The sequence below is a fragment of the Bradyrhizobium sp. ORS 111 genome (assembly GCF_045571485.1).
Lineage (GTDB): Bacteria > Pseudomonadota > Alphaproteobacteria > Rhizobiales > Xanthobacteraceae > Bradyrhizobium.
This window is the reverse complement of the sequence record NZ_CP120701.1, coordinates 1,027,666-1,048,076: the sequence shown is the minus strand read 5'-3', so window position 1 is coordinate 1,048,076 and position 20,411 is coordinate 1,027,666. Positions and strand designations below refer to the sequence as shown.

Below are 20,411 nucleotides of genomic sequence, written 5' to 3'. Positions count from 1 at the left end.
GAAGAAGCGACGCGCGTGCAGCTCTACCTCCCGATCGCCGACATTCCGGTCAATGTCTTCCTCATCCTGGCGATGGGCGCGGCGGTGGGCTTCGTCTCCGGCATGTTCGGCATCGGCGGCGGATTCCTGATGACGCCGCTCTTGATCTTCGTCGGCATTGCGCCTGCGGTCGCGGTTGCCTCCGTCGCGAGCCACATCGCGGCCTCGTCGTTCTCGGGCGCGATCTCCTATTGGCGCAGACGCGCGATCGATCCGCTGCTGGCGACGGTGCTGCTGATAGGGGGCACGCTCGGCACCGCGCTCGGGGTGTGGACCTTCACCTATCTGCGCTCGCTCGGCCAGCTCGACCTGATGATCGCGCTGTCTTATGTCGTGCTGTTGACCACCGTCGGCGGCTTGATGTTCTGGGAAGGCCTGCGCGCGATGCTGCGCACCCGCCGCGGCGGAGCGGTCACGCTGCGCAAGCCCGGCAGCCATGGCTGGATCCACGGCCTGCCGCTGAAGCTGCGCTTCAAGCGCTCCAAGATCTACCTCTCCGTCATTCCCATCATCGTGGTCGGCCTCGTCATCGGTTTCATCGGCGCGATCATGGGCATCGGCGGCGGCTTCATCCTGGTGCCGCTGATGATCTACCTGCTGCGGGTGCCGACCTCGACCGTGATCGGCACCTCGATGGTGCTGACCCTCGTCACCATGGTGTTCGCCACCATGCTGCACGCCATGACCAACCATCTGGTCGACGCCGTGCTGGCGCTGATCCTGATGGTCGGCGGCGTCACCGGCGCGCAGTTCGGCGCGCGCGCCGGTCAGAAGATCCGCGGCGAGCATCTGCGGCTGCTGCTCGGCCTGCTGGTGCTCGCGGTCGGCATCCGCTTTGCGGTCGAGCTGGTGATCCGGCCCCAGGACCTCTACAGCATCCGCGAAAGCGGCGGAGTTCCGCCATGAGATGGTGCGCGCGGCTTGCGATCGTCGGTCTCTTCGCCGCCGCGTTGACGGCAGTGCCGGCCCGTGCCGAGCGGCTGATCGTCTCGGTCTCCAACCACCGCGTCACCGTGACGCCGAACTATTCCGGCGGCGAGCTCGTGTTGTTCGGCTCGGTCGAGAAGGACGCCAGCACGCCGCCGGATCGCGGCAATTACGACCTCGTCGTCACCGTCTCCGGTCCGCGCGCCGACATGGTCACGCGCCGCAAGGAGCGCCGGTTCGGCATCTGGATCAACACCGACTCCCGCCAGTTCCTGCAGGTGCCGGGCTATCTCGCGCTGTTCTCCAACCGCCCGTTTGACGCGATCGCATCTCCGGAGGTGCAGCGGCGTCAGCAGCTCGGGCTCAACAACGTGCTTCTGATGCAGCGCGTCGGCTCCGACTATGGCGACGTGGTGCCGAACGACGCCTTCCGCAGCGCCTTCGTGCGGCTGCGCTCCGAGCATGGTCTCTATCGCGAGGCGACCTCGGCGGTGACGTTCCTGACGCCGACCCTGTTCCGCACCGGCATTCCACTGCCCGCGGAGGTGCCGATCGGCATCTACAATGTCGAGATCAAGCTGTTCAGCGACGGCGCGCTGGTGACCAAGACCGAGACCGCCTTCGAGATCGTCAAGATCGGCTTCGAGCAGTTCGTCGCCACCACCGCGCGGCAAAACGGTTTCGCCTACGGCCTCGTCACGGCGTTCATGGCGCTGATGACCGGCTGGATGGCCTCGATCGTGTTTCGCAAGGATTAGAGCAAGTATCCGATTCCCATCCCGATCACGCTGAGCGCCATCGTCCCGGTCGACAGCCAGCCCACCCAGTAGAGCGGGCCGCGGATCACGAAGAGGCCCATCACATCCCGGCGGCGCACCATGACCATGAGCAGCACCATCACCGGCACGGCAAGCACGCCGTTGACGACGGCGCTCCAATAGAGCGCCGCGATCGGGTCGATCGACGTGAAGTTGAGCGCGATGCCGAGACCGCCCGACAGCACCAGCACGGAATAGAACGCGATCGCCTGCTTCGGCTTGCGCCCGAGCCCCACGGTCAAGCGCAGCGCTTCGCCGACCGCGTAGGCGGTGGCGCCCCCGAGCACCGGGATCGCCAGCAGGCCGGTGCCGACGATGCCGGCTGCGAAGACCGCCTCGGCGAACGGCCCGGCGATCGGACGCAGCGCCTCGGCGGCCTGCGCCGAGGTCTGGATGTCGGTCTTGCCCGCAGCATGCAGCGACGCCGCGGCGGTGATGATGATCGACAGCGCGATCAGATTGGAGAATGCCATCCCGGTGATGGTGTCGGCACGGATGCGGGAGAATTCCCGCCGCGCGCCGTAGTGCCGGGCAATCAACGGATGCTTTCTGGTATCGAGACGCTGCTCCTCGACCTCCTGCGAGGCCTGCCAGAAGAACAGATAGGGCGAGATCGTGGTGCCGAGGATCGCGACGATGGTGGTGAAATAGTCGGCGCTCCAGGTCAGGCGCGGCACGAGCGCACCGGCCACGGCTTCCGTCCATGACACGTCGGCGAAACCCAGCGCCGCGACATAGGCGAACAGGCTGAGCGTCAGCCATTTCAGGATCGCGACATAGCGCTTGTAGTCCACGAAGATCTGCGCGGCCACCGAGGTCACGCCGAACAACACGACATAGAGGATGGCCGGACCGCCGATCAGCAGCTTGGTTGCATCGGCCATGGCCGAGAGGTCGGCCGCGATGTTGATGGTGTTGGCGGTGAACAGCAGCGTCACCACGACCACCAGGAGCCAGGGGGAATAATGCCGGCGAACGTTGCCCGAGATACCATGCCCGGTGACGCGGCCGACCCGCGCGGAAATCTCCTGGATGGCTGTCATCAGCGGAAAGGTCAGCAGCATGGTCCAGCCCATGCCGTAGCCGAGCTGCGCGCCGGCCTGGCTGTAGGTGCCGATGCCCGACGGATCGTCGTCGGAGGCGCCGGTGATCAGGCCTGGGCCGAGCGCCTTCAGGATGCGACCGAGACTGAACGGCTTTTGCCTCGCCTTTGCGGCTGGCGTGCCGCCGGACTTGCCGTGATGTTTTCGCGAGGTCTGCCTGTGCCGCGTCATGTCCGGTTCCAGCCGCCGCTGCGACAACGAACCCGATGCCGCCATTGTTCCAGCAGTGAAACCTACGGCTCGATGATGGTGGCCTCGCCGGGCTCGAGGATGCGCAGGCGACGACCGAAGCCGAGCGTGTCGAAGGACATGCGCAGGTCGTTGGCGTTCTGCCGGAAGTGCGCCCAGCCATCGGTGTGAACCGGCACGATCACCGCATCCGCAAAGGCGCGCGCGGTCTCGATCGTGTCATTGATATCCATGGTGAGGTGGAACGGGCCGCGGGTCTGCGCTGCGCCGGCGAAAGGCAGCACCACGCCGCAGTCGAAGCGACGCGCGACCTCGGCGACGCCGTCGAACCAGGTGGTGTCGCCGCTGACATAGACCGGCCGGCTGCCCGTCCTGCTCGATTCCACCACGAAACCGATGACGTCACCGGACAGCGGCTCGATCCCCGCCGGCCCGTGCCGCGCCGGCGTCGCGGTGATGGTCAGTGATCGATCGCCCTTCTTCAACACGGTCGAGCCCCAAGGCGCAAAGCCTTCGCTGTTGCCGCCGAGCCGCTTGGCGCCGGCCTCGGTGGTCAGCACGCGCTTCGCCTGCTTCAGGAAATCGCGGCCGGAATGGTCGAGATTGTCGGAATGCTGGTCGTGGCTCAGCAGCACCGCATCGATCTCGCCGATGTCGCGCGCGCCGAGCGCGGGACCGGTCAGCTTCTCCAGCTTCACATGCGGCAATTGATAGTCGCCGGGCGCATCGAAGGTCGGGTCGGTGAGCAGGCGGAACCCGTCGATCCCGATCAATGCCGTGGGTCCCCCGATCAGGGTGATGGTGATGCTCATGTCAACTCCTCTTGGACGATGCCGCGGCCGCGGGGCGGGTCACCAGATAAATGCCGAGCGCCACCGGAACGATCCCGACCAGGTCGCGGAATTCGACGTGCTCGCCGAGCACCAGGAACGCGAACAGCATGCCGAGCGGCGGCATCAGGAAGTGGTAGGCGCTTGCGGCGGTGGCGCCACACACTTTCAGAAGATGAAACCAGAGCAGATAAGCGAGGATCGATCCGCCGAGCACGAGGAAGGCGAAGGCGCCGGCGAGCCGCGCGCTCGGCACGATATCGCCGGCGCTGGCGAACACGAAGGCGAACGGCATCACCGCAAGACCGCCGGCGATGTTCTGGATGCCGTTGCCGATCCACAGGCTGCCCTTGGGTGCCAGCAGCTTGAACAGGACGGTACCGCCGACGATCGAGGCGAGCGAGGCCAGGGTGAACAGGATGCCGTGCGCACTGTCCGAGCCAACCGACATGCGATGCCAGACGATGAAGGCGACGCCGGCAATGCCGAGCAATAGGCCCGCGACCTTGCGCCAGGTCAGCGCTTCGCCGAGGAACAGCGCCGCCAGGACGGCGGTGAACACCGGATTGGCCGACACGATCAACGCGCCGAGACCGGCGGAGACCGTCTTCAACCCGGTGTAGCCGAGGCCGAGATAGAGCGCGTTGTTGGCGACGCCGAGCACGGCAAACACCGCGACATCGCGCCAACTGAGGTCCCACGCGTCGCTGCGCAGCCAGGAGATCGCGAGAATCAGAACGCCGGCGAGCGAGAACCGCGCGGCGAGCAGGATCAGCGGCGGGCAATCGGTGACGCCGATCTTGCCGGCCACGAAGGCGAAGCTCCAGAGCAGGCAGAACAGGGCGATCAGCAACGGCAGCGTGTTGAAGCGGGTGCGGGGCATCGCGTCGGCAGGGGCGACTGACATGGGGGTCTCCTTATGCCCATGATCTAGGCCTGCGCCTTGATATTTGGAAATTAAATGATAAACTATCATTCAGTTGATTTTCGAATGGAGGCTGCGATGCTCGATCTCGAGCTGCTGCGCAGTTTCGTGGCGGTGGTCGATGCTGGCGGCTTCACCCGCGCGGGCGAACGCGTCCACCGCACGCAATCGACGGTGAGCCAGCAGATCAAGCGGCTGGAGGAAGATGTCGGCCAGCCGCTCCTGATCCGCAGCGGCAAGGACGTCACCCCGACCGAAGCCGGCGAACGGCTGCTGAGCTATGCGCGGCGGCTGTTGGCGCTGGCGGAGGAAGCGCGCGACGTGCTCTCGCGTCCCGGCAGCGAAGGCGCGATCCGGATCGGCATCACCGAGGATTTTGCGGCGTATCGGCTGACAAAATTGCTCGCGACGTTCTCGCGCAGCCATCCGAGCCTGCGGCTCGACGTGCATACCGGCCAGAGCCTGTTTCTGTACCGCGATCTGGAGCGCGGCGATCTCGATCTTGCGCTGATCAAGCGCGATGCCAGCGAGAAGGGCGGCATCGCGGTGTGGCCGGAGCGCGTGCATTGGGTCACCAGCAAGAGCCATCCGCGCGACGTTTCGATCGGCTCGGTGCCGTTGATCGGCTTCGCCTCGGGCTGTCTCTATCGCGCCCGCGCCATCCATGCGCTGGAGAGCACCGGCCGCAACTGGCACATGGCCTACACCTCCTCCAGCCTCGCCGGCATCCAGGCCGCTGTCGCCGCAGGCCTGGGGCTGAGCATCCTGTCGGAGATGTCGATCCAGGCCGATCATCGCGTGCTGACGGCGAAAGACGGCTTTGTGCCGATTGACAAAACCGAGGTCGCCCTCGTCGCGGCCCCCGCAGCCAGCCCCGCGACGTTGCGGCTCGCTGATCGGCTCGCCGAGTATTGCGACACGGTGCAGGCGAAGGCAGCGTAGGGAACGATCACGTCGCAAACTCTGATGTCGTCCCTGCGAAAGCAAGGAGCCATATCCCGCGGCGGATGTTGTAGACGGGACTCGTCATTCCGGCATCGCGCAACGTTCGGCATTTTTGGTTATGGGTCCCTGCTTTCACAGGCACGACACTGAATTTGCTGCACCACTGGTGGGTCGCACATCCGCATTCTCGCGACATGCGTCGTTCGAGACGATGCGCGCCTTCAGCGATAGAGGCGAAGCCCTCGTGCGGGGACGACGGGGAGTGGATTGACGACGGTGCCCGAGCCGCCCGGCTTCAATAACATCGGGCGGCGGCGAAGGCGTGCACGCGGTTGTCGCCGAGCACGTGCGCCATGAAGCCCGGCGATCCGAAGATCCTGGCAAAGGCGGCGTCGCGGATGCTCAGGCCGCCGGTAAAGGCGCCGAAAGCCGGCATCACCGCGCGCTCGCCGTCGCTCGCAAAGCAGCGGCGCTCGATCGAGCGGCCACGGGTCGGCACGCGCGCCTTGGGATGCAGATGGCCGGCGATCTCGCCGCTTGCCCCCGTCGGCTCGTGCCGGAACACGATCGGCCCGATCGCGACCTCGGTTGCGACCACGCCGCCGAGATCCGCGGGCAGCGCCGGATCGTGATTGCCGGCGATCCAGATCCAGTTGCGCCGCGCCTGCAGCGCAGACAGTGCCTCGCGATCGGCCTCCGACAGGCGCTCATGCGCGCAGCGATCGTGAAAGCTGTCGCCGAGCGCGATCACCTGGCTTGGATCGTGACGCGCGATCACGGCAGCCAGCCGGCTCAACGTCGCCACCGTGTCATAGGGCGGCAGCAGCACGCCGCGCGCGGCGAAACTCGAGCCCTTTTCCAGATGCAGGTCGGACACGACGAGCAGGCGCTGCTCTTCCCAGAACAACGCGCCGGAGAAATCGGCGACAAAGGCGACGTCCGCGACGGTGACCCTCGAAACGCGCATGTCGTTATTGTCTCCCGAAGCCCGCGCGCCCGCCGTCACGTCTTGTTCCCCGGAGTATGATTCGATCCAATCGCATCATACTCGTATGCCTCTTGCCTGGTCGCGTCTTCTTCAAGCGAACCGCCATCCATCCCGGATCGAGTCCGGGACAGGCTTCGCTCGAACGCGCTTCAGCGTTATGTCATCGCCTCCCGCACGAGTTCCTCGGCCGCTTCGGCCAGCAGCTCGTCGGATGCTTCGCCATAGACCGACTCGCGGCCGATTTCCAGCAGCGCGGGGACGGCAAGCGGAGAAACGTGGTCGAGATCCTTGTGGGTGATCCGGCCCTGGATGCGCGAGAGCATGTCGCCGAGGCGGCGAAGATCAAGCAGCCCTGTGGCGGCATCGGCGCGCGCGGCACGCAGCAGCACATGGTCGGCCTGGTGCTTGCGCAACACGTCGTAGATCAGGTCGGTCGAGAACAGCACCTGGCGGCGGGATTTTTCCTCATCGGTGAAGCGACGCGCGATCAGGCCTGAGATGATGGCGCAGTTGCGGAAGGTCCGCTTCATCAGCGCGGATTCCTCCAGCCAGGCCTCGAGGTCGTCGCCGAGCATATCGGGATGGAACAGCGCGTTGAGATCGAGCCTGCCCTGCCTGATCATGGCAGAGAGATCGCCGACGCCCCACACCGCCAGCGCATATTCATTGGCGACGAAGCCGAGCGGGCGGGCGCGGGCACGCTCCAGCCGACGCGTCAGCAGCATGCCGAGCGTCTGGTGCGCGAGCCGGCCCTCGAAGGGATAGCACACCAGATAGTGGCTGCCGCCGCGCGGGAAGGTCTCGACCAGGAGCTCGCGCACCGCCGGCACCCGCGAGAACTTCCGTTGCAGCGACAGCCAGTCATGCACCTGCTCGGGCAGCGCCTTCCAGGCGCGGCTGTTGTCGAGCAATTTGCGGACGCGCTCGGCGAGATAGGTCGAGAGCGGGAACTTGCCGCCCATATAGGACGGCACCTTGGCGTCCTTGTCGTTGGCGCGCGAGACATAGACCTGGTCCTCGACCAGGGCCTCGTAGCGCACCACCTCGCCGCCGAACACGAAGGTGTCGCCGACCACGAGACCTTCGATGAAGACCTCCTCGATCTGCCCCAGCATGCGGCCGCCGCGCGCGATCGCACCGGTCGAGCCGCTACCGCCGGCGCGCGAGCGCACCAGCCGCACCTTCAGCATGGTTTCTTCGACGATGGTGCCGACGTTGAGGCGATAGCTCTGCCGCACCTTGGGGTTGGCGACGCGCCAACGGCCCTGCTTGTCCTGCTTGATGCGGGCGAAGCGCTCATAGGTCTTCAGCGCGTAGCCGCCGGTCGCGACGAACTCGACGACGTCGTCAAAATCGGCGCGCGCGAGACTGGCGTAAGGCGCGGCGGTTTTGACCTCCTGGTAAAGCTCGTCCGAGAGGAACGGCTCGCCGCAGGCGCAGCCGAGCACGTGCTGGGCCAGCACATCGAGCGCACCGGATCGCAGCGGCGGCGTATCCTGTGCGTTCTCCGCGATGGCGTCGATCGCAACAGAGCATTCCAGCACCTCGAAGCGGTTCGCCGGCACCAGCACGGCGCGCGAGGCCTCGTCGAAGCGATGATTGGCGCGGCCGATCCGCTGCATCAGCCGCGACGAGCCTTTTGGCGCGCCGATGTTGATGACGAGGTCGACATCGCCCCAGTCGACGCCGAGGTCGAGCGAGGAGGTGCAGACCACGCCGCGCAGGCGGCCCGCCGCCATCGCGTCCTCGACCTTGCGGCGCTGCGCGACGTCGAGCGAGCCGTGATGCAGCGCGATCGCGAGCCCGTCGTCGTTCATGCGCCAGAGATCCTGGAACAGCATCTCGGCTTGGCTGCGCGTGTTGACGAACACCAGCGTGGTCTTGTTGCGCTTGATCAGCTCGTAGACCTCGGGCAGCGCATGACGCGCGCTGTGGCCGGACCACGGCAGCCGCTCCCGTGTATCGAGCATATCGACGACCGGCGGCGCGGCGCCGCCGGCGATGACAACGTCGGCGGATGCGCTCTCACCGTTCGCCTGCGGCACCAGGACACGTGCAAGTTGCTCGGGCTCGGCGACCGTCGCCGAGAGCCCGATGGCGCGCAGCTCCGGCGCGATCTTCCAGAGCCGTGCGAGCCCCAGCGAGAGCAGGTCGCCGCGCTTGGAGGTGACCAGCGCATGCAGCTCGTCGAGCACGACGCGCTTCAGCGAGGAAAACAGATAGGGCGCATCGTCGGAGGCCAGCAGCAGCGCGAGCTGCTCCGGCGTGGTGAGCAGGATATCCGGCGGATAGCGCCGCTGTCGCTGCCGCCGCGACACCGGCGTGTCGCCGGTGCGGGTCTCGATCTTGATCGGCAGCTCCATCTCGGCAACCGGCGTTTCCAGGTTGCGCGCGATGTCGACCGCGAGCGCCTTCAGCGGCGAGATATAGAGCGTGTGCAGCCCACCGGTGCGGCGGACACTGCGACCCGTGGAGATGAGGCTAGGGCGCGATACTTGCGCGATCCCGCCGCTCGCGAATTCTTCTGACGTCCGGTTGATCTCGTCAGGCTCCCTCCCCCTGAAAGGGGGAGGGCTGGGGTGGGGGTCAGCCGCTTGCTCCGTGCTCGCGGCTGACCCCCACCCGTCGCGCTCGGCCGCGCTGGCGCGCGCCGCAGCGCGCCGACCTCCCCCTTTCAGGGGGAGGTGAACAGGGATACCGCGATCAGGTCCTTCTCCGCTCAACTCCACCAGCGTCGGCAGGAATCCCGCCAGCGTCTTGCCGGCGCCGGTCGGGGCAATCAGCAGCGCCGAGCGCTGCTCGCGCGCTTTTGCCAACAGCGCAAGCTGATGCTCGCGCGGCGACCAGCCACGAGAAGCGAACCAGTCGCGAAACCGGCGCGGCAGCGGGTCGGCCGTTTCCGACGGCGTGACGGAGAAGAGATCGAGCGACGACACGCCCCAAGAGGTAGGCGGTTCAGGCGGTTTCGTCGAGGGGCGGGCTGGATGGCAGCAGGTGGCACAAACGATCGCGGCACTCAGACCACACCTCGCCCCGCTTGCGGGGAGAGGTCGGATCGCATCGCAAGATGCGATCCGGGTGAGGGGGTACAGGTCTCTCGGCTCGCGCCGACTCGCGGAGAGAACCCCTCACCCCGCCCTCTCCCCGCAAGAGCGGGGCGAGGGAGACGAGAGAGCGGGAGCCTGTCCCTACTCCGTCATCGGCTCGCCGGAGAGGTCCCAGTCCCTGCCGTTGAAGATCGCGATGTAGAGCGTCTTCATCGGCGTGTAGTCGTCGGGCGTGTAGCTGTAGTTGATGCCGTCGAGGAAATAGGGCGAGTGGAAGCCGGCGAGCGTCGTGGCGTGCTTCAGCACGTTGGCGCGGGTCAGGTCGTTGCCGCAGCGGCGCAGGATTTCCGCCATCGTCGCGGCCTGGCCGTAGCCGGCGAAGGCGATCGTGTTGTCCGGATCGATGTTCGGCAGATACTTCTTGCGCAGCTCCTCGAACGCGATCACGTCGGCGTCCTTCTCGTAGCGGGGCACGCCGACTTCCTTGTTGTAGCGGATTGCGACGATGTCCTTGGCGTTCTCCAATCCTGCGGCGCTGAGGATCGAGCGACCGGTCGAGCCGGCCGACAAGAGCTGCAGCGGCTTCCAGCCGAGCTCGGCGACCTTGCGGATCGACTGCGACGTCGCCTTGCCGGTGGTGATGTTGTAGAAGACGTCGGCGCCCGACTTCGAGAGATTGATGAGCTGAGAATCGACCGTCGGATCGGTGAGATCGTAGGTCTGCTCCATGATCACCTTCGCGGTGCCGCCGGCATCGGCCAGCACCTTCTTGAAAGGACCGAGGAAGTCGCGGCCGAAATCGTCGTTCTGGTAGAGGATGCCGACCTTGGCATTCGGCTTCACGCTGACGACGTGCTTGGCCAGGATGCGCGCCTCGGTCGGATAGAGCGGCAGGCCGGCCATCGTCCATTTGAAGTTCTTCGGATCATTCCATTTCGAGGCGCCGGTATTGAGCAGCAATTGCGGCACGCCCTTGGAATTGAGGTATTTGTGCACAGCGGTCTGTGGCGCGGTGCCGAGCGAACCGTAGAGCGCCAGCACCTCCTCCTGCTCGACCAGCCGTCGCGTCGCCTCGACGCATTTCGGCGCGCTGTAGGCGTCATCCATGGTGAGGAATTTGATCTTGCGGCCGTTGATACCGCCCTTCTCGTTCAGCATCTGGAAATAGGCTTCGCCGACGCGCCCCAACACGCCATAGAGCGAGCCGGGGCCGGAATGCGGCACGGTCTGGCCGAGCTTGATCTCGGTGTCGCTCGCTCCGGGATCGTATGTCTTGTCCGCGGCCCGGACGAACGGCGCCGGCAGGATGGAGGCTGCGATGACCGACAACGCGGTGGCGCCGAACTCGCGCCGTGTTTGCTTCTTCATTTTGGTTTTCTCTCCCTGGAGCGACAGCTCTCGCATTCCGCTTCGCGCCGGGCAAGCGGGAAGTCGCAAGCGCGCGACGCAATGCCGCGCGACGGCAAATGCGTAGCGTGTAGACTCAAGTTGTGAGACGCGAACACGGTTCTCTCTTCCCTTCTGCTCTTGTGGGAGAAGGTGGATTCGAGGCGGCAGCATCGAAGCGGGATGAGGGTTTCTCTCCGCGGAAAAAACCCTCACCCACGCTTCGCTGCGCGAAGCAGCCCGCTCCCATAAGGGGCGAGCGCGACAAGCGTCATGGCTTGATCGCGACGGCGACAAGTCCGGGGGCCGGAATGTTGTCTTCATTGCGCGCCGAGAGATCTTCGAGCTGCACCAATGTCAGACCGGCGGCAGCAACGGCCGCACGCACATAAGCCTCGCTGTGGGCGTAGCGCAGGCCTTCGCCGACGATCACGTCCTCGCCGTCATGGGTCTCGGTGGTGAAGGCCAGCACGCCGCCGGCGACCAGCACGCGACTCGCCTCGGCGAGCACGGGCGCGAGATCGGCGACGTAAATCATCGCGTCCGCGGCGAGGACCAATTCGGCACTGGCCTCGGGCTTGCTGCGGATGCCCCGCACCATGTCGTCGACCTCGAGCTCGGCATAGTGCCCGGTGGCCCGCGCCTTCTCGATCATGCGCGGCGACAGGTCGATGCCGATGAAGCGGTCGACATTCTTCGCGAAGGCGCCGGCCACGAGCCCGGTGCCACAGCCGAGATCGATCGCGCGCTTGAAGAAGGCGGGCTTCCTCGCAGCGGCCCGCACCGAGAGCACCGCCTTGAACAACAGCGCCGGGCCGCGATAGCCGAGATCACCGACCAGCGCGGCCTCGAAGCGCGGCGCATACTGGTCGAACAGCGTCCGCACATAGGCCGGCGGCATCGACGCCACGGCCTCCGCACCGAGATGCATCAGACGCAGGCCGGCGCCGTGGCGGTCCTCAGGGTCGGCATCGCGCGCGGCACGGAAGGCTGCGATTGCCGCCTCCTCGCGGCCGAGCTGCCGGCGGATCTCACCGAGGGCGAACCAGGCGGAGGCGAATTTCGGCGCGATCTCGACCGCCTGTTCGAGCAGCTCGGCGGCGGCGGGCAGATCGCCCTTCAATTGCAGGTCACGCGCGAACTCGAAGCGGCGGTCGGCAACGAGATCGCCGGAAGTCAGGAACAGGCGCGCAGGCATACGTCTCAAGAAACCGATCTTGCCATGGCCTGGTACGGTCCCGCCCCCGATCGGGGGAGCGCCGGCCAGCCATCAAAGCAGTGACTTTTTCCGAAGATGGATGCGCGGGTCAAGTCTGCGCATGACGGTTAGATTTGCCAGATCAGTACCTATATACGGCCCATGCGCCCGCAAGACATCCTGATGCCCGTCCCGGCCGGGCTTTGCTGCAAGCCCGGCGGCTTCCATATCGATCCAGTCCGGCCGGTCGAGCGTGCACTGATCACCCACGGCCATTCCGATCATGCGCGCTCCGGCCATGGTGCCGTGCTTGCCACCCAAGAGACGCTCGACATGATGCGGCTCCGCTATGGCGACAATTTCGCCGGCTCGACCCAGGCGATCGCTTACGGCGAGGAGATCAGGCTCGGCGACGTCACGGCCACGTTCCACCCCGCGGGCCACGTGCTGGGCTCGGCGCAGATCGCGGTGACCTGCAAGGACACAAGGATCGTCGCCTCCGGCGACTACAAGGACGCACGCGATCCGACCTGCGCGCCGTTCGAGCTCGTGCCCTGCGACGTCTTCATCACCGAGGCGACCTTTGGACTGCCGGTGTTCCGCCATGGCGATGCGGCCGACGAGGTGAACAAGCTTTTGGACTCGGTGAAGCTGTTTCCGGAGCGCGCGCATCTGGTCGGCGCCTATTCGCTCGGCAAGGCGCAGCGCGTGATCGCGTTGCTGCGCGAAGCCGGCTACGACGCGCCGATCTATCTGCACGGGGCGATGGAGAAGATCACCTATTACTATCAGGAGCGCGGCGTCCCGCTCGGCGAGCTCCGGCCCGCGCGCGGCATGAAGAAGGCCGACCTTGCCGGCACCATCACGCTGGCGCCGCCGAGCGCGACTTCCGATATCTGGACGCGGCGCTTCCCCGACCCCGTCACCGCCTTCGCCTCAGGCTGGATGCGCGTGCGCGCGCGGGCCCGCCAGGGCGGCGTCGAGCTGCCGCTGGTGATCTCCGATCACGCCGACTGGGACGGGCTGACGGCAACAATTGCCGCGACCGGCGCCGGTGAGATCTGGGTCACCCACGGCCAGGAGGACGCGCTGGTGCATTGGTGCAAGACCAACGGCCTTGCGGCGCGGCCGCTCGACCTTGTCGGCTATGGCGACGAGGACGAAGGCGAGACGGCGGCGCTGACCGGCGAGGCCCAGCCCGCCGGCGGGGCAACATCATGAACCGCTTCGCTCAATTGCTCGACCGCCTCGCCTACGAGCCCGGCCGCAACAACAAGATCAAGCTGCTCTCAGCCTATTTCCGCGACACCGAAGACCCCGACCGCGGCTACGCGCTGGCGGCGCTGACCGGCGCGCTCTCGTTCAAGCACGCCAAGCCGGGTTTGATCCGCGACCTGATCACCGAGCGCGCCGATCCCGTGCTGTTCGGCTACTCCTACGACTACGTCGGCGATCTCTCCGAGACGGTGGCGCTGATGTGGCCGAAGGCTGGTGCCTCTTACAGCGAATCTTTCCAGGGCCACCCCTCTCCCCCGCCCTCCCCCGCAAGGGGGGAGGGAGCCCAACCGGCCTGCTCACCTCACAACAACCTTGGAGTGATCGACGTCGGTGGGGGACGCACCGGTGGATGGGTTCCCTCCCCCCTTGCGGGGGAGGGGCAGGGAGAGGGGTACCGCGGGCGAGATGCTAGAGAAACTCCGTGCGCCCACAACAACCCGCCTCCTCCCACCCTCACCGAGGTCGTCACCACGTTGCGCACGCTCGGCAAGACCGAGCTGCCGGCGCAGCTCGCGCGCTGGTTGGATGAGCTCGACGAGACCGGACGCTGGGCGCTGCTAAAGCTCGTCACCGGCGCGATGCGGATCGGGATCTCGGCGCGGCTCGCCAAGACCGCGGCGGCTGCGCTCGGCAATAAGGACCCGCACGAGATCGAGCTGATCTGGCCGGGGCTGTCACCGCCCTATCTCGATCTATTCGCCTGGCTCGAAGGCCGCGGCGACAAGCCGATCAATCGTGATCCTGCGCCGTTCCGCCCGGTGATGCTGGCGCATGCGATCGAGGATGCGGATTTCGCCAGTCTCGACGCCGCCGATTTCAGCGCGGAGTGGAAGTGGGACGGCATCCGCGTGCAGGCGGTGTCCGGCCCCGACGAGCACGGCCACATCCAGGCGCGGCTCTATTCGCGCACCGGCGAGGACATCACCGGGAGCTTCCCGGACCTCGTGCCGTCGCTGCATCTGCCCGGCGCGATCGACGGCGAATTGCTGGTGCTGCGCGAGGGGCGCGTGCAGACCTTCAACGTGCTGCAACAGCGGCTGAACCGCAAAGTGGTGTCGCCGAAGCTGATCAAGGAATTCCCGATCCATCTGCGTGCCTACGATCTGCTCGGCGACGACGAGAACGATCTGCGCGAGCTGCCGTTCGTCGAGCGCCGCGCGCATCTCGAGGCTTTCATCGCCAAGCTGAACGACCCGCGCATCGATCTGTCGCCGATGATTCCGTTTGCGAGCTGGCCAGAGCTCGCGGCGGCGCGCGCCGACCCGCGCAGCGCCGGCGCGGGCGAGGATGCCGATGCGGTCGAGGGCGTAATGCTGAAGCGGCGCGATGCGCCCTATCTGCCGGGGCGGCCGAAGGGACCGTGGTGGAAGTGGAAGCGCGATCCGCACATCATCGACGCCGTGCTGATGTATGCGCAGCGCGGTCACGGCAAGCGCTCGTCCTATTACTCCGATTACACGTTCGGCGTCTGGACCGACGGCGACGAGCTGGTGCCGGTCGGCAAGGCCTATTTCGGCTTCACCGACGAGGAGCTGTTGCAGATCGACCGCTTCGTCCGCCGCAACACGACGGAGAAGTTCGGCCCGGTGCGCCATGTCGTGCACGAGCCGGATCAGGGCCTCGTGCTCGAAGTCGCCTTCGAGGGATTGCAGCGCTCGCCGCGTCACAAATCCGGCGTCGCGATGCGCTTCCCGCGCATCAATCGGCTGCGCTGGGACAAACCACCGCGCGAAGCCGACCGCTTGGAGACGCTTGAACGGCTGTTAATGAGCATGACAGGAAATTAAATCCCGCTAATGCATGGCAGCCATTGATCGCGGTTCCCGGGTTCCCCATCTGCCCGGCCGTGACATATAATGCGGGGCGATTCCGCAAGGAGACAGTGATGCCCAACGACGTCCGGGATTTGCCGGCCAGCCAGAACGACGGTCTGTACCGCTTCCTCGGCGGATCGCCGGTTTCGGTGGCGTTCCGGCTGATCCTGCTCTCGATCCTCGTCGGCGTCGTGCTGGCCGCGATCGGCTTCGATCCCTGGAATATCCTCTACAGCATTCGCAAGCTGTTCCAGAATATCTGGGATTTCGGCTTCGACGCGATCAACTGGGCCTGGCGCTACTTCCTGCTTGGCGCCGTGGTCGTGATTCCGGTCTGGCTGCTGTCGCGCCTGTTCGGCGCGCCGCGCGGCCGCTGATCGAGGGGGAGCGCTGGCAGCCGATGCAATTGCGATTTGTCGGCTGCGGCGATGCGTTCGGCTCCGGTGGCCGCTTCAACACCTGCTTTCATCTCACCGGCGAGCGCGCCAATCTGCTGATCGATTGCGGCGCGTCCTCGCTGCCCGCGATGAAGCGGCTTGGGGTCGACCGCAACGCGATCGACCTGATCCTGATCACGCATTTCCACGGCGATCATTTCGCCGGCCTGCCGTTCCTGCTGCTCGATGCGCAGTTCTCCCGCCGCACCCGGCCGCTCACCATCGCAGGGCCCCAGGGCATCGCGACCAAGCTGCCACAGGTGATGGAGGTGATGTTCGAGCATTCGTCGAAGACCAGGCAGCGCTTCGATCTCTCGGTGGTCACGCTCGAACCCGAGCAAGTGAGCCGCTTCGGCGACGTGACCGTGACGCCCTACCCGGTCGTGCACGGCGAATCCGGCGGGCCGTTTTTGGCCTATCGCATCGAGGCGGAAGGCCGCATCATCACCTACAGCGCCGACACCGAATGGACCGACGCGCTGATCCCGGCCGCCCAGAATGCCGACCTCTTCATCGCGGAAGCCTATACCTACGACAAGATGGTCAAGAACCATCTCAGCCTGAAGTCGCTGGAAACGCATTTGCCCGCCATCAACGCCAAGCGCGTTGTGCTCACCCATCTGAGCGACGACATGCTCGGCCGTGTCGGCGAACTGCCCTATACCGCGGCCAGCGACGGCATGACGCTCGACCTCTGACCATGCACGCACCCGTTCATCCCAAGATCGCGACACGCCAGGTGTTCGCCATCGCCGGCCCGGCGATGGTCGCCAACCTGACGACGCCGCTGATCGGCATCGTCTCGACCACGGCGATCGGCCGGCTCGATGACGCCGCGCTGCTCGGCGGCGTGGCGATGGCCTCTGTCATCTTCGACTGCCTGTTCTGGCTGTTCGCGTTCCTGCGCATGAGCACGCTGGCCTTCACCGCGCAGGCGCAGGGCGCCGGCGAGACGCAGGAGTTCGCCGCGATCCTGGTGCGCGGCTTCATCGTCGCCGGCCTGATCGGCACAGCCTTGATCGCGCTGCAGGTGCCGCTGGCGGCTGTTACGTTCAGCGTGATGGGCGGCAGCGAGGGCGTGACACACGCGGCCAGGACCTATTTCATGATCCGGATCTGGTCGGCGCCATTGGCGCTCGGCAACTACGTGATCCTCGGCTGGCTGGTCGGACAGGCCCGTCCCAATCTGGCGCTGATGCTGCAGATCGCGATCAACTTGATCAATATGGCGGCCACCGTGCTCCTGGTGCTGGTCTATGGCGCAGGCATCGCGGGTGCTGCGATCGCCGCCGTGCTGGCGGAGGCGACCGGCTTCGCACTCGGCATCGTGGTGGCGTGGCGTCTCGCCGGAGGCGGCTTCGCGGTGCCGCGTGCCACGCTGTTCGATCGCGCCAAGCTGACGCGGATGCTGGCGGTCAACCGCGACATCATGATCCGCACCGCGGCGCTGATCATCGTGTTCCTGTTCTTCACCGCGAAGGGCGCGCGCGAAGGCGACGTGACGCTGGCGGCGAACTCGGTGCTGAACAATTTCCTGCTGGTCTCGGCGTTCTTCCTCGACGGCCTCGCCAATGCCGCACAGCAGCTCTGCGGCCGCGCCTTCGGCGCGCGCGACGCCAAGGGCTTTGCCGACTCGACCCGGCTGGTGCTGCTATGGGGGATCGGCTTCGCGCTGGCCGTCTCGGCGCTGTTCGCGCTGTTCGGCCCGACCCTGATCGACCTGATGACGACCAGCGACGGCGTCCGCCAGAGCGCGCGCGACTTCCTGCTATTCGTGATCCTGGCACCGCTGCCCGGCGTCTTCGCGTTCGGCTTCGACGGCATCTATGTCGGGGCGACCTGGGCGCGCGAGATGCGCAACCTGATGCTGGCCTCGCTTGCGATCTTCCTCGTCACTTGGTGGGCGTTCAGCGCGTTCGGCAACGCCGGGCTCTGGACGGCGCTGCTCGGCTTCTACGTCGCGCGCGGCGGGCTGCAGGGACTGCGCTATCCGGCGATGCTGAGAAAGACGTTCAAGCCTGCGTAGCATTTGTAACCCGGATGCAGCGAACCGGGGCCGGTGCACGCGGCGAATCTTGATCCCGGATTTCGCTTCGCTCCATCCGGGCTGCAGGCGCCTATCGCACCGGCCAGTCTTCGGCGGTGATGGTCGCGGCGTCGGCGCCGACGATTTCGGACAGCGAGTCGCGCCCGGTGCGCAGCAAGGTCGAGGAGAGGTCGCGCTTGATATCGTCGATCAGCCCGACGCCTTTATAGACCAGCGACGAATAGAGCTGGATCAGGCTGGCACCGGCGCGGATCTTGGTCAGCGCGGCGCCGCCCGAGTCGATGCCGCCGACGCCGATCAGCGGAAACGCGCCTTCGACGCGCACATAGGTTTCGGCCACCATCCGCGTCGACAGGCGGAACAGCGGACGGCCCGATAGGCCGCCCTGCTCATTGGCCCGGCTTTCCTCGCGCAAGGTCGAGGGGCGCGCCAGCGTGGTGTTGGCGACGATCATGCCGTCGACCCGGCGCGAGCGTGCGATGTGGACGACGTCGTCGAGCTCGGCGAGGCTGAGGTCCGGCGCGATCTTGAGCAGAACAGGCGAATCGCCGGCGTTCCTGCGCACCCGCTCGCGGGTATCGATGACCCGCGACAACAGGTCGTCGAGCATGGCCGATTGCTGCAAATTGCGCAGGCCCGGCGTGTTCGGCGAGGAGACGTTGACGGTGAAGTAGCTCGCGACCGGCGCGAAAGTCTCGATCAGCTTGACGTAATCGGCGATGCGATCCGGCGAATCCTTGTTGGCCCCGACATTGACGCCGATGACGCCGCCGAGGCTGGCGCGCGCGGCAAGCCGCCGCAGCACCGCTTCCGCGCCGTCATTGTTGAAGCCCATCCGGTTGATCACGGCCTCGTCGCGCTCGAGCCGGAACAGCCGCGGCCGCGGATTGCCGCTCTGAGGGCGCGGCGTCACCGAGCCGATCTCGACAAAGCCGAAGCCGAGCCGCAGCAGAGCGTCAGGCACCTCCGCGCTCTTGTCGAAGCCCGCCGCCATCCCGATCGGGTTCGGAAAGTTCAGGCCGAAGGCGCGCACCGCGAGCTTCGGATCATCCGGCCGCTGCCGGATCGGCGGCAGCAGCTTCAATCCCTGGATCGCCATGCGATGGGCGTCTTCGGGATCGAACCAGCGCAGCAGCGGCAGCGAGAAAGTGTCGAAGGCGCGGATCACGGCTTGAGCTCCGGAACGTCGTGACCGCCATCGGACCGCGCGCGCAGATCGAGGATTTCGACCACCGCGCCGAGGTCGAGTTCGCCATAGAGATGCGGGAACAGCTCGTTGTTGCGCGACCGCTCCCAGCGCAGGGCGTCGCCGAGTGCGTCCGCATCGACCGCGACCAGGAACAGGCCGGTCTGCCCGAAGAAGTGCTTGCGCGCGGTCTCGGCGACCTGGGACGCGGTGGAGAAGTGAATGAAGCCGTCGCGTTTGTCGTCCGCACTGCCCCGATACACGCCCTGCCGCTCGGCCTCGCGCCAGGCCGAGGCAGGGGTGATTTTGTAGATCATAGGCACGTGCCGGCCTTCCCTTTTGTCCTTGAGTCTCTTGGGGTTTTGTCCGGTTTGGGGCGGTGGCCCCAGATGCCACCGGGCGAGCCAGCGACCGTATCGGCGGCGGCGGCGCAACTCAAGCGGCGCGGTGCAACACCGCAGCAGAATTGCGGACGATGCCCGTTTTGGGGTAATAATTCCTAGGTCTCCACACCGGATCCTCGCGATGGCCAAACAGCCGAAAGCCGCTCGACCGCTGACCCACAGCCAGGTCTGGGCCGCCCTCGACCGGCTCGCCGAACGCGCTGGCCTGTCTCCCTCAGGTCTCGCCAAGCGCTCCGGCCTCGACCCCACCACCTTCAACAGGTCCAAGCGCATCACCGGCGATGGCCGCGAGCGCTGGCCGTCCACCGAATCGGTCTCCAAGGCGCTGGCGGCGACCAATTCCAGCATGGAAACCTTCGTGCAGTTGCTCGGCGACGGCGGACGCGGTGGCGGCCAGTCGGTGCCGCTGATCGGCTTCGCCCAGGCCGGCGCCGGCGGCTATTTCGACGACAGCGGCTTTCCCTCCGGCAAGGGCTGGGATGAGGTGGCGCTGCCCGCGACCAACGACGAGCATGCCTATGCGCTGGAGATCGAGGGCGATTCGATGAAGCCAGCCTTTCGCGAGGGCGACATCATCGTGGTCTCACCGGGGACCCCGATCCGCCGCGGTGATCGCGTCGTCGTGCGCACCACAGGCGGCGAGGTGATGGTCAAGGAGCTGAGGCGGCGCACCGCCAAGGTGCTGGAGCTCGCTTCGCTCAATCCAGCGCATCCTGACCGCACGCTCGAGGCCGACCAAGTCGAGTGGATCGCGCGCATTGTGTGGGCAAGCCAATAAGTAGGGCGAGCCGACGGCCGCATAATCAGTGTCGTCCCGGCGCAGGCCGGGACGACGGCGGAGATTGTGGTG

The 20,411-nt window shown here is 66.4% G+C and carries 18 protein-coding genes; 9 read left to right on the top strand and 9 right to left on the bottom strand.

Features of this window, described 5'->3' with window-relative positions; translation table 11 throughout:
• Window positions 1–15 precede the first annotated feature (15 nt).
• Together P6U30_RS04800 and P6U30_RS04795 are read left to right on the top strand one after the other, a co-directional pair.
• Entirely contained in the window at window positions 16–945 is a 930-nt protein-coding gene (locus P6U30_RS04800) for a sulfite exporter TauE/SafE family protein (RefSeq protein ID WP_407168390.1), read from the top strand.
• On the top strand, window positions 942–1,724 hold the full coding sequence (locus P6U30_RS04795; RefSeq protein WP_407168389.1) for a TIGR02186 family protein: 783 nt from the start codon (window positions 942–944) through the stop codon (window positions 1,722–1,724). Before P6U30_RS04800 ends, P6U30_RS04795 begins: the two co-directional genes overlap by 4 nt.
• On the opposite strand, the gene P6U30_RS04790 is transcribed toward P6U30_RS04795, so the two are convergent.
• The 3 genes from P6U30_RS04790 to P6U30_RS04780 all read right to left on the bottom strand — a co-directional run bounded on the left by P6U30_RS04790 (window position 1,721) and on the right by P6U30_RS04780 (window position 4,813).
• Window positions 1,721–3,058, bottom strand: coding sequence for an NRAMP family divalent metal transporter (locus P6U30_RS04790; protein WP_407168388.1), 1,338 nt, complete (start codon window positions 3,056–3,058; stop codon window positions 1,721–1,723). The two genes, P6U30_RS04795 and P6U30_RS04790, sit on opposite strands and share 4 nt — an antisense overlap.
• A gap of 62 nt (window positions 3,059–3,120) precedes the next feature.
• A complete protein-coding gene (locus tag P6U30_RS04785; RefSeq protein ID WP_407168387.1) occupies window positions 3,121–3,888 on the bottom strand; it encodes an MBL fold metallo-hydrolase in 768 nt (255 codons plus the stop codon).
• Between the two features lies 1 nt (window position 3,889).
• Window positions 3,890–4,813: a DMT family transporter gene (locus tag P6U30_RS04780; RefSeq protein WP_407168386.1), complete on the bottom strand. Its 924-nt coding sequence runs from the start codon at window positions 4,811–4,813 to the stop codon at window positions 3,890–3,892.
• 96 nt (window positions 4,814–4,909) lie between these two features.
• Here P6U30_RS04780 and P6U30_RS04775 point away from each other — a divergent pair, with 96 nt between their 5' ends.
• Window positions 4,910–5,773: a LysR family transcriptional regulator gene (locus P6U30_RS04775; protein WP_407168385.1), complete on the top strand. Its 864-nt coding sequence runs from the start codon at window positions 4,910–4,912 to the stop codon at window positions 5,771–5,773.
• A 298-nt stretch (window positions 5,774–6,071) separates the two neighbouring features.
• On the opposite strand, the gene pdeM is transcribed toward P6U30_RS04775, so the two are convergent.
• The 4 genes from pdeM to P6U30_RS04755 form a co-directional block, all read right to left on the bottom strand.
• Complete coding sequence (gene pdeM, locus P6U30_RS04770; RefSeq protein ID WP_407168384.1) at window positions 6,072–6,743, bottom strand: ligase-associated DNA damage response endonuclease PdeM; 672 nt, start codon at window positions 6,741–6,743, stop codon at window positions 6,072–6,074.
• A 176-nt stretch (window positions 6,744–6,919) separates the two neighbouring features.
• Entirely contained in the window at window positions 6,920–9,700 is a 2,781-nt protein-coding gene (locus P6U30_RS04765; protein WP_407168383.1) for a ligase-associated DNA damage response DEXH box helicase, read from the bottom strand.
• A 252-nt stretch (window positions 9,701–9,952) separates the two neighbouring features.
• A complete protein-coding gene (locus P6U30_RS04760; protein ID WP_407168382.1) occupies window positions 9,953–11,179 on the bottom strand; it encodes an ABC transporter substrate-binding protein in 1,227 nt (408 codons plus the stop codon).
• Window positions 11,180–11,468: 289 nt separating this feature from the next.
• Window positions 11,469–12,395: a methyltransferase domain-containing protein gene (locus P6U30_RS04755; RefSeq protein WP_407170351.1), complete on the bottom strand. Its 927-nt coding sequence runs from the start codon at window positions 12,393–12,395 to the stop codon at window positions 11,469–11,471.
• A 162-nt stretch (window positions 12,396–12,557) separates the two neighbouring features.
• Here P6U30_RS04755 and P6U30_RS04750 point away from each other — a divergent pair, with 162 nt between their 5' ends.
• The 5 genes from P6U30_RS04750 (at window position 12,558) to P6U30_RS04730 (ending at window position 17,950) form a co-directional block, all read left to right on the top strand.
• Entirely contained in the window at window positions 12,558–13,616 is a 1,059-nt protein-coding gene (locus tag P6U30_RS04750; protein WP_407168381.1) for a ligase-associated DNA damage response exonuclease, read from the top strand.
• The gene (locus P6U30_RS04745) at window positions 13,613–15,460 is read left to right on the top strand and encodes a cisplatin damage response ATP-dependent DNA ligase (RefSeq protein WP_407168380.1); all 1,848 of its coding nucleotides are present in this window, start codon (window positions 13,613–13,615) and stop codon (window positions 15,458–15,460) included. The genes P6U30_RS04750 and P6U30_RS04745 overlap by 4 nt, the downstream gene beginning before the upstream one ends.
• A gap of 98 nt (window positions 15,461–15,558) precedes the next feature.
• Entirely contained in the window at window positions 15,559–15,864 is a 306-nt protein-coding gene (locus tag P6U30_RS04740; protein ID WP_407150263.1) for a DUF6460 domain-containing protein, read from the top strand.
• 23 nt (window positions 15,865–15,887) lie between these two features.
• Window positions 15,888–16,622, top strand: coding sequence for an MBL fold metallo-hydrolase (locus P6U30_RS04735; protein WP_407168379.1), 735 nt, complete (start codon window positions 15,888–15,890; stop codon window positions 16,620–16,622).
• A gap of 2 nt (window positions 16,623–16,624) precedes the next feature.
• Window positions 16,625–17,950 (top strand): MATE family efflux transporter, encoded by a 1,326-nt coding sequence (locus P6U30_RS04730; protein ID WP_407168378.1) that lies wholly within the window; start codon window positions 16,625–16,627, stop codon window positions 17,948–17,950.
• Window positions 17,951–18,041: 91 nt separating this feature from the next.
• On the opposite strand, the gene P6U30_RS04725 is transcribed toward P6U30_RS04730, so the two are convergent.
• Together P6U30_RS04725 and P6U30_RS04720 are read right to left on the bottom strand one after the other, a co-directional pair.
• Window positions 18,042–19,139: a quinone-dependent dihydroorotate dehydrogenase gene (locus P6U30_RS04725; protein ID WP_407168377.1), complete on the bottom strand. Its 1,098-nt coding sequence runs from the start codon at window positions 19,137–19,139 to the stop codon at window positions 18,042–18,044.
• Complete coding sequence (locus tag P6U30_RS04720; protein ID WP_407150259.1) at window positions 19,136–19,480, bottom strand: DUF952 domain-containing protein; 345 nt, start codon at window positions 19,478–19,480, stop codon at window positions 19,136–19,138. The genes P6U30_RS04725 and P6U30_RS04720 overlap by 4 nt, the downstream gene beginning before the upstream one ends.
• Before the next feature lie 202 nt (window positions 19,481–19,682).
• On the opposite strand from P6U30_RS04720, the gene P6U30_RS04715 reads away from it, so the two are divergent.
• A complete protein-coding gene (locus P6U30_RS04715) occupies window positions 19,683–20,339 on the top strand; it encodes a S24 family peptidase (RefSeq protein ID WP_407168376.1) in 657 nt (218 codons plus the stop codon).
• Window positions 20,340–20,411: the final 72 nt, after the last annotated feature.

What these genes read in the sequence shown, in the direction of transcription:
- P6U30_RS04785 (WP_407168387.1), bottom strand. Translation starts at nt 3,888, where the DNA reads ATGAGCATCACCATCACCCTGATCGGGGGACCCACGGCATTGATCGGG.
- P6U30_RS04775 (WP_407168385.1), top strand. Translation starts at nt 4,910, where the DNA reads ATGCTCGATCTCGAGCTGCTGCGCAGTTTCGTGGCGGTGGTCGATGCT.
- P6U30_RS04755 (WP_407170351.1), bottom strand. Translation starts at nt 12,395, where the DNA reads ATGCCTGCGCGCCTGTTCCTGACTTCCGGCGATCTCGTTGCCGACCGC.
- pdeM (WP_407168384.1), bottom strand. Translation starts at nt 6,743, where the DNA reads ATGCGCGTTTCGAGGGTCACCGTCGCGGACGTCGCCTTTGTCGCCGAT.
- P6U30_RS04750 (WP_407168381.1), top strand. Translation starts at nt 12,558, where the DNA reads ATGCGCCCGCAAGACATCCTGATGCCCGTCCCGGCCGGGCTTTGCTGC.
- P6U30_RS04730 (WP_407168378.1), top strand. Translation starts at nt 16,625, where the DNA reads ATGCACGCACCCGTTCATCCCAAGATCGCGACACGCCAGGTGTTCGCC.
- P6U30_RS04790 (WP_407168388.1), bottom strand. Translation starts at nt 3,058, where the DNA reads ATGACGCGGCACAGGCAGACCTCGCGAAAACATCACGGCAAGTCCGGC.
- P6U30_RS04735 (WP_407168379.1), top strand. Translation starts at nt 15,888, where the DNA reads ATGCAATTGCGATTTGTCGGCTGCGGCGATGCGTTCGGCTCCGGTGGC.
- P6U30_RS04780 (WP_407168386.1), bottom strand. Translation starts at nt 4,813, where the DNA reads ATGTCAGTCGCCCCTGCCGACGCGATGCCCCGCACCCGCTTCAACACG.
- P6U30_RS04795 (WP_407168389.1), top strand. Translation starts at nt 942, where the DNA reads ATGAGATGGTGCGCGCGGCTTGCGATCGTCGGTCTCTTCGCCGCCGCG.
- P6U30_RS04715 (WP_407168376.1), top strand. Translation starts at nt 19,683, where the DNA reads ATGGCCAAACAGCCGAAAGCCGCTCGACCGCTGACCCACAGCCAGGTC.
- P6U30_RS04745 (WP_407168380.1), top strand. Translation starts at nt 13,613, where the DNA reads ATGAACCGCTTCGCTCAATTGCTCGACCGCCTCGCCTACGAGCCCGGC.
- P6U30_RS04740 (WP_407150263.1), top strand. Translation starts at nt 15,559, where the DNA reads ATGCCCAACGACGTCCGGGATTTGCCGGCCAGCCAGAACGACGGTCTG.
- P6U30_RS04760 (WP_407168382.1), bottom strand. Translation starts at nt 11,179, where the DNA reads ATGAAGAAGCAAACACGGCGCGAGTTCGGCGCCACCGCGTTGTCGGTC.